The sequence below is a fragment of the Kitasatospora sp. NPDC053057 genome (assembly GCF_044546945.1).
Classification (GTDB): Bacteria; Actinomycetota; Actinomycetes; order Streptomycetales; family Streptomycetaceae; genus Kitasatospora.
In genome coordinates this window covers 73,097-79,743 of record NZ_JBITZP010000036.1, presented here as the reverse complement: position 1 = coordinate 79,743, position 6,647 = coordinate 73,097, and the positions used below count along the sequence as shown (strand labels likewise).

The following is a 6,647-nucleotide window of genomic DNA, read 5'->3' as shown; positions in this document are numbered from 1 at the left end:
ATCGCCCTGGTCATGCTCACCCTGGCGGGCCCTCGCCCCACCCTCCCTGGACGCCAACCCGCGACAGCCTGACCCACACATCAAGCAGGAGAGCCGGTTTTGTCGTATCTGGTGGGTGCGCCACGAGGCGCCGTGGAGTCGAGTGAGGTGAGAGACCATCACCGCCGGGTTGTCGCAGCAACCTGGTTGAAACTGGGGGAAGTTCGTCTCAGGGGATGCCGAGACGGGCGGTAAGCAGCCCCGACAACGCCGGGACGGACTGGCACTGCCAGACGGTTCGGGTCCGGCAAGCAAGACGGGAAGGTGTACGCGAGGAACCAGTGCTTGACGCCCCGTAATTACGACACCGGCTCCAACCTGGCGGATCTGGGCCGGACGCAGTGCACGGCCACCGAGCATCGGTGGCCGACTCCGAAGCCGATCCCACTTGTCGGTGGGGAGGCCACGCCGAATGTCTGCGGCGTAGGTGTGGCGATGCTGCCGGGGTAGAGCTGGGCACCTCACCCGTCGATCGACTCCGTGGTGAACGTGGGAACTGTCCGCGGTCGCCCTCCGTGTCGGACCTCCAGTCCAGCCGAGGGCAGGCCCATCGCCGGCCGATGGCCGCCGGACAGGACGGAGGCTCCGTAGTACTCGGAGGCCGGGAAAGCCGGCCACGTGGGGAAGGGGGCCAGCAAGTCGGCAGTAAGGACGCTGGAATGCCAGGCTGATCTGCCCCGCCAAGTCGAGGTCGCAGTACCGCAGCATCCCCGCCCGGTCCCACACCGGCATCTCGGGCGGCGAGGACTCCACGAACAGGCCCAGTTCCCCGGTGTCCTCGTCCACGACCTCGAGTACGAGCACTGCCCTCGACAACAGTCCGGCACCGTGTGCTCGGAGCACACCGCCGATCGCCTGGTGGATGTCGTCGATGAGCTGGCTCACTCGGACACCACCGTCTCGGCGACGCGGGCGATCGCGGCGACGAACAGCGGCTCGATCCGCTGCACGGCCGGGCCAACGTGCGGGAACGGGGGCTGGTGGTAGACCCGGCCGAGGCTGTCCGGCCCGACGAAGCCGTACTCCAAGCGCGGTCCCTGCGGGCGGCTGTGCCGACCACTGCCTCGACACCGGTTGCGGTGGCGTGGGCCTCCGTGGTCCAGGACCGCCGGTGCTCGCCGGTCTGGACGTTCGGCCCCGGCCGGCCGGACGCAGCCGCCTTGATCGCGGTCTCCAACAGCATCGCGTGATGGCGCACCACCGCGGTCGCCGCCGGCACCGCGACAGCGGCCCGCGCCTCCAGCCGCGCAGCCAGAACGGCCGCGTTGCTCGTGACGTTCGCCATCAGCCGTCCACCGCCGCATGATCGCCGGGCTGCCGGACACCAAGCGCCCACTCGGACAGCTGGGCGAGCAGCGCTCGAGTGAACTCGTGCGGACCGCCGTCGAGCAGGTCGTGCCGGGCGAGGACCGCGCGGTCGATCTCGCCCGGGTCGAGGGCGGCCAGGAACGCCGCAGCGGCCGGGCCCGGGTCTGGCGCCTCACCGACCACTCGGGCGGTGCCCTCCCACTCGGGCGCCGCGTTGGAACGCAGCAGCAGCTGGAATTCGGGGAGCTGCCCGACGGTGTGCCGCAGCTCGTAGGACCTGACGTGGTCGGCAACGTCATGGCCATCGAGCAACAGGCGCGCGGTCGTGCCGGCCGCCCGGATCTGGACATGCCGCTGCTCAAGCGGGTTGGTGGGGGTCATGGTCGCGAGCGTAGAAGCCGCCACGGACACGGGGATCCGCGCTTCAGGTTCCGCCACAGCAGCAGCAAGGTGCGGGGCGGGCCCATGGGCCCGCCCCGCACCTTGCTGCTGCAACGCGTGATCAGAAAACTCGCGGCACCGGAGGTGCTTTAGGAACGGCTCGTTCTCATGGATTGGACGTCCTCAGAACCCATCCCATGTCAGCGAGGGTCTGGGAAATAGGGACGTACCACATCCCGTGATAGCACGCCGGTGTACGAGTCCCCCCGTCAGAGGCCTGTCGGCCTGCGCAGTCCTGCGACTTCTCAAGCGAGGTGATGGTTCCGCGCGCCTGGAGCTTGCTTGCGTTATCAGTTGTCACGACGACAGGTCCGCCGCTGTCTCCGTTGATGGCGGCGATGTCGTTCGGGTCCGTCTGAACGGCCTCGTCAGCGAACTTGCGCCAGACGCCGTTAGGCCCTTGGATTTGCCGATCCACTTGCGCGACGCGCATATTGCAGTGCGCTCCCGAGTTGGCCGCAGATTGGCACACATAGTCGCCGACATTGTTACCTCCGGAACCGGAGACCTGCATGGCAGAACTAACACTGTCGTTCCATGGCCCGACATAGACATACCCGCCCGAGTGCTGATCATTCTTCGGAACGATACCGATCGCGTCATCGGCGGCGTTTCCATCACCCTCGCTGGCGTAGCCCATGTACACGTGGCTGTACCAAGTTTTGTACGAGCCCGCCCCACAGTGCCAGGCAGTGGTGACGAAGTTCTTGTAGTTGGCTGAGGGACTGTAGACCCCGAAGCCGGTGGAGCAGATCGTCCCGCCTGGGGTCTCCACACCAGCACCGCCGTACCACGGCTCCTGGTCTTCGCCTCGTGTCAGGTCCACCACCGTCGCCTGGTGGCGGGCGTGGACCTCCACACCGGCGATGGCAGATGCGATCGCCTCTACCTGCGGCGACAGCTCCTCAGCGGAAAGCGTCGGCACGAATGTTCGCACACCGGGGGCCCGCTCGTCGTCGGTCTCGTAGCCGAGGTCGAGGCCGCTGCCGTCAAGCGATGGCCCGATGCTGCTGATGTGGCTCGGCCTCTTCGCTGGAAGGGGGATCGGCTTGCCGTTCGACAGCAGCTTCTCGCGAGCTGCATGCAGTTCCGCCTTGGAGTACTTGGCGGCCACAACCTGCACGCTGACGTCCCTCGGAAGGTCTTGGAGCACACCGCGAACCGCGTCCGGAAGCTCTCCCTTCCAGTGCAGGGTGATGCGGTTGGCTCCCGGGTCGACCTCGACTTCGGAAAATCCCGGGATCCGATCCCGGTTCTGTTCGTCTTGCCCTCCAGTAATGCGGTCAACGGCTTTGTCCAGGGCCTCCTGCTTCTTCATGAGCTCGACAACCTCCGGCTTGGCGACCCCCAACAGTGAGGCTGCGGTGATGCCGTTGGCTGGCAACTTCTTCGTGGATGCGTGACCTGGCTGAGTCGGCGGTGCGGTAGGGCCGCCATCCCCCGATATGGCGGTAGCCGGAGCAATCGCAGACACCGACGCCAGCAGGGCAGTGCCTAAGATTATCCACCTTCGGCCGGAATTAGTCTTCTGAGCCATTCACTTCCCCCCAGAGGTGGAACGATCAGAGCCCTCGCGGGCGATTCCGTCCAACACGGTAGTGCACAGCCGACGCCAGCGCGCCGGAATTAAAAGCCCCAGAAGCGCACTTGAGACACTTTCCGGACATAACTGCCAGGCCTTTACCATTTATCGGCAATTTAATTCGCATATCTTTGAGCGATTTGCCCAGTAAGTGACGATTCCCGCCTCGCTTGACTTCGCACGCGCCGTGCCGCAAGCATGGCTATGACTGCCGGGGAGGGTTTGTGACGCAAAGTACCGTCTGTCAGATGTCGAAGCGCGGACGACGGCATCGCTTGACCGCCGTAGCTGTCGTAGTCGTTCTCGGTGGCGGTTTCGCGATCAACGCATGGATGAACAGGGGCTCAGACAAGGTCCACGAAGGCCCAGTAGCCGGCCATCTGCTGCTAGTCAGCTCCGACGGTCGCACCCTGACACTGAGCATCGGCTGGGGCTGCGAGAAGCAGCCCGAACTCGTGGCCCGGGAGACCGCCGACGAGGTAAAGCTCTCCCTGCGGCACACTGTCACCCCGGGGAACTGCGACGGCCCCGGCGGCATTGGACAGATCACGACTCACCTGAACGCACCGCTCCAAGCCAGGTCTTTGAACGACGCCACAGGCAAGCCCGTCGTCCACTTCGATGAGCGCAAGCTTCTTCATCCCGCGTTTCTGCCGGAGAACTACTACCCCTACCCGGCAGGCAGGATGGTTCACCTGCCCGGCCTGGACCCGCTCCCGACCGACACCCCGGCCTGGGCCAGCGGATATCGGCTAGGAACGGACCCCGAACAAGGCTCCCTGATCATCGGTCAGATACTTCGGAACAGCACACCGCCCGCTGGTCAGGCCGCCACTGTCAAGGGCCACCCTGCAAGCATCACGCAATCGGGTTCTCCAAGCGCGCCCCGCTCGCTTACCTGGTCCGACGGGACCTACACCTTCATCGTTACCACCGGCGCCCCCCCACGGCTCTCAGATGACGAACTCATCCACGTCGCAGAGAGCCTCGGATAACCAGGACGAAGTCCGGTAAGGCCGGTCTGCGAACTGGCGCTACCGGAGCCGAGACTGCTGCTGCACTGGTCAGAGCAGAGCGACCTCGTCGAGTCGGGTGATCCGGGCGACTTCCACGGTGCTGGCCTCGCCCGGGTCAAGTGCCTGCCAGGTCCGGCCGACCGTGCCGGCTGTCGCAGACGCAGCAGCAGTCACGCTCACCAGGTCTCCGCGCTGCGGGATCGGTGCGGACAGCGGGGTGACGAGACCGTACCAGGAGGCGTTGTCGTCGAGCCACCGACCTCCAACTAGGTGCTCGACGACGGCAAGTCCATGGGCGGAAAGCAGTGCGCCGTTGCCTTCCCAGACGAGGACGGCCGGGACGGGTCCCACCAACCCGGTCTCGACGTCCAGTTGGACGGTGCCGGTCGGGCTGCTGATCCGCACCCGGTCGACCATCACGGTCGCTTCCAGGGCGCGACGGACCGCATCAAGGTCGACCGGCGCGGAGGGCGTGCTCATGCCCCGCCCCCGGCCTTCTCGATCCGCATCCACGTCATCCGCACCACCGCCATGGCGCCGCTCTCGCCCGGGTCGAGAATCTTGAAGGTGCGGCCGACAGCGGCCGGGTCCTTGCTCTTGACGATGGTGACCTGGTTGCCCTCGGCCGCGACCGGCGAGGCCAGCGGGGTGAGGAGGATGTACCTGCCGTCGCCGTCGTCCTTGTACAGCTGGCCTTCCAGACGAAGCACGATCCCCGGCCCGCCGGAGGCCCGGTGAAGTCCGGGGCCTTCGTAGTTCACGACGGCGGGGCCGGGCACGTACTGGCCGGTGGCCGGGTCGAGGACTTGGGGGCCAGGCTCACTGATCCGCACGGTCTCGTCGGAGAGCAGCATGCGTTCGACGATCGCGACGATCCCGGACCGCGCAGGCGTCTGCCCATCGGAACGTAGAAGACCGTGGAGAAGCAGGTCGTGCTGTTCCACACCGTGGATCCGGAGGGGCACGACAGCCTGTCGGCCCCGCCGACGATCACGCCCCGGGCCTCCATGGCGTTGTCGGATCCCTGGGGTTCGCCACGACGGGGCCGCCGCTGTCGCCCTGGGCGATGACCACACGCTGTTCTCCGCCCCGGGGTTTGGCGATGTCGACGGGTTTGATGTGCTGGCCTTCCTCGTTGGTCGACTCCCTGTCGACCTCGGTGATCCTGACGTCGCAGTGCCAGCCGCTCATCGCCCCGCTCGTGCACACGAGGTCCCCGGCGTTGTTGCGCCCGGGCCCGTAGAAGCGCCGGGAGGAGCCGCCGGACCATGGGCCGTCGTAGAGGCGGGCGTCGCCCTGGCCGCCGCCGGTCCCGATCATGCCGATGTCGATCCCGGAGCCGACGAAGTCGAGGCTTCCCAGGTAGTCCCCGGCACCGGTGTAGTACTTGCCGTTGCCGCAGTGCGCGGCGGTGAGCACGACGCGCGTCTTGTCCCGCCAGCCGCTGAACGAGGTGGAGCAGAACGAGGGCTTCGGTGACCGGACCTGCGCGCCCGCGTAGTAGGGCGCCCGGTCGGAGCCGCGGCTGCCGGACAGCGGCACGGACGGCGCGGCGACCGCCGCGGTGACGGGGACCCCGGCGATCCGCGACGCCCACCGCTCGTACGCCCCGGGGTCCGGAGCGCCCCGTACGGCGCGCGCGGCCTGCGTCGCGTCGTAGGTCACCGAGATCCCGCTGCCGTCCTCCTTCGGGCCGACGGAGTTCCAGGTCCCCTCGCCCGCGTTCTCCGTGAACCGGTCGATCGCCCGGCGTATGTCCGCACGGGAGTACTCCGCGGGGTGCAGACGGACGCTCAGGCCGGGCGATGCGTTCGCGTCGATGAGCTCCTGCACGCGGGCCGGGACGTCGCCCTTCCACCACAGGTCCGCCCGCTGGTCCGGGGCGTCGATGTACGTTCCCGCGTAGCCCTCCGACCCGGCGAAGCCGGACTCCACCCAGTCCTGTACGGGGTCGGTCATGCGGTGCAGCTTCTGCTGCGCCGTCGGGTCGAGGGGCAGGTCGGCCCGGTGGCTGCTGACGGGCGGTTCGTCGGACACGGCCTCCACCGCTAGCCCTCCGACGAGGAGCCCGGTGGCCGAGGTGATGACGGCGGCCGTCACCAGGGCGGTTCGCGAGCGCCGCACGGCACCCCCTACTGGTCGTGATCGTGGCGGGACACAGCGTAGGGATGCGGGTGGGCTGCGATCGACACGGCACGGGCGCTCCGGGTCGTACGGGCGGCGCGCACCCGGCCCGATGCGCCCCTCCGCCGACCCGCCGA

General features: G+C 67.6%; 7 protein-coding genes. 1 reads left to right on the top strand and 6 read right to left on the bottom strand.

Annotation, left to right across the window (positions count from 1 at the left end; all coding sequences use genetic code 11):
- Positions 1–920: 920 nt before the first annotated feature.
- From ACIG5E_RS30015 to ACIG5E_RS30005, 3 genes are all read right to left on the bottom strand, one after another.
- Positions 921–1,067 (bottom strand): hypothetical protein, encoded by a 147-nt coding sequence (locus ACIG5E_RS30015; RefSeq protein WP_396538630.1) that lies wholly within the window; start codon positions 1,065–1,067, stop codon positions 921–923.
- 256 nt (positions 1,068–1,323) lie between these two features.
- Positions 1,324–1,728 (bottom strand): hypothetical protein, encoded by a 405-nt coding sequence (locus ACIG5E_RS30010; RefSeq protein WP_396538628.1) that lies wholly within the window; start codon positions 1,726–1,728, stop codon positions 1,324–1,326.
- Between the two features lie 166 nt (positions 1,729–1,894).
- On the bottom strand, positions 1,895–3,106 hold the full coding sequence (locus ACIG5E_RS30005) for a hypothetical protein (protein ID WP_396538626.1): 1,212 nt from the start codon (positions 3,104–3,106) through the stop codon (positions 1,895–1,897).
- A 512-nt stretch (positions 3,107–3,618) separates the two neighbouring features.
- Here ACIG5E_RS30005 and ACIG5E_RS30000 point away from each other — a divergent pair.
- Positions 3,619–4,365 carry a hypothetical protein gene (locus ACIG5E_RS30000; RefSeq protein WP_396538624.1) on the top strand — a complete coding sequence of 249 codons (747 nt, stop codon included), beginning with the start codon at positions 3,619–3,621 and terminating at the stop codon, positions 4,363–4,365.
- Between the two features lie 69 nt (positions 4,366–4,434).
- On the opposite strand, the gene ACIG5E_RS29995 is transcribed toward ACIG5E_RS30000, so the two are convergent.
- The 3 genes from ACIG5E_RS29995 to ACIG5E_RS29985 form a co-directional block, all read right to left on the bottom strand.
- Positions 4,435–4,866, bottom strand: a complete 432-nt coding sequence (locus ACIG5E_RS29995) for a DUF6093 family protein (RefSeq protein WP_396538622.1) — start codon at positions 4,864–4,866, stop codon at positions 4,435–4,437.
- Complete coding sequence (locus ACIG5E_RS29990; protein WP_396538620.1) at positions 4,863–5,240, bottom strand: DUF6093 family protein; 378 nt, start codon at positions 5,238–5,240, stop codon at positions 4,863–4,865. The genes ACIG5E_RS29995 and ACIG5E_RS29990 overlap by 4 nt, the downstream gene beginning before the upstream one ends.
- A 136-nt stretch (positions 5,241–5,376) precedes the next feature.
- Entirely contained in the window at positions 5,377–6,510 is a 1,134-nt protein-coding gene (locus ACIG5E_RS29985; RefSeq protein WP_396538618.1) for a hypothetical protein, read from the bottom strand.
- Positions 6,511–6,647: the final 137 nt, after the last annotated feature.